Source organism: Streptomyces alkaliphilus (assembly GCF_014141535.1).
Classification (GTDB): Bacteria; Actinomycetota; Actinomycetes; order Streptomycetales; family Streptomycetaceae; genus Streptomyces; species Streptomyces alkaliphilus.
In genome coordinates this window covers 1-957 of the sequence record NZ_VKHT01001426.1, presented here as the reverse complement: position 1 = coordinate 957, position 957 = coordinate 1, and the positions used below count along the sequence as shown (strand labels likewise).

Below are 957 nucleotides of genomic sequence, written 5' to 3'. Positions count from 1 at the left end.
GCGGAGCCGGGGGGAGATCCGGGAGGCGGCCGGCCGGGCGGTCCTGGTGGCGCTCTCCGAGGCCCTGCTGGCGGGCGGGATCCCCGAGCCGTGATCGGTGCCGGTCGGGCCGCTCGCGGCGAGCCGGACCACGACCCCGACGATCGGCCGCTTTGTCCGTCCGGCAGAACTTTTTCCGCCTTTTCCGTCGGCGGATGTGTGGGACGCCCCGGCGGGGTACGGTCGTGAGGGACGGCTCGTCGAGCGGCGGACGCCCATCCGCCGCACGGTGACGCCGTGTCGCCCCACCGTGAACGGTGCTCCGCCCGCCGTCGCCGGATCGCCCGGCGCGTCGCCGGCACACCGATCCGTTTCCGCCCCGGGGACACCCGGAGCGGCTGCCCGATGTTCATCCCCCGGGAGTAGTTCGATCCGCCATGCGCCTTCAGCGAACACGACGGCCATCCCCTCACTGTTGGAGTCCGAGGCGGTACGGTGGGGCATGGAAACCAGCGAGGCCAACGGTCCGAGGAGGGAGCCACCGATGATCCTGCTCCGTCGCCTGCTGGGTGACGTGCTGCGTCGGCAGCGCCAACGTCAGGGCCGCACCCTGCGCGAAGTGTCCTCATCCGCCCGGGTTTCCCTCGGCTACCTGTCCGAGGTGGAACGCGGTCAGAAGGAGGCTTCCTCCGAGCTGCTGGCCGCCATCTGTGACGCGTTGGACGTCCGGATGTCGGAGCTCATGCGGGAGGTCAGTGACGAACTGGCCCTCGCCGAGCTCGCCAGGTCCGCCGCGAGTGACACGGTGCCGCCACCGATGCGTCCCATGTTCAACCCCGTTCGGGTGACCTCCGTCACCCGGCGCCCCGAGGATCACGTCACCATCGAGGCGCCTGCCGAAGCCGTGGACGTCGTCGCCGCCTGAGCCTCCGGCTCGGGCGGCTCGACCCCGGCGAACGCCCACCCCCCATCCCGCTC

At 71.9% G+C, this 957-nt stretch carries 1 protein-coding gene; it reads left to right on the top strand.

What is annotated here, in order from left to right; genetic code table 11:
* Positions 1-523 precede the first annotated feature (523 nt).
* Positions 524-904: a helix-turn-helix domain-containing protein gene (locus FNQ90_RS24885; RefSeq protein ID WP_143616869.1), complete on the top strand. Its 381-nt coding sequence runs from the start codon at positions 524-526 to the stop codon at positions 902-904.
* The last annotated feature ends 53 nt before the right edge of the window (positions 905-957 follow it).

What these genes read in the sequence shown, in the direction of transcription:
- FNQ90_RS24885 (WP_143616869.1), top strand. Translation starts at nt 524, where the DNA reads ATGATCCTGCTCCGTCGCCTGCTGGGTGACGTGCTGCGTCGGCAGCGC.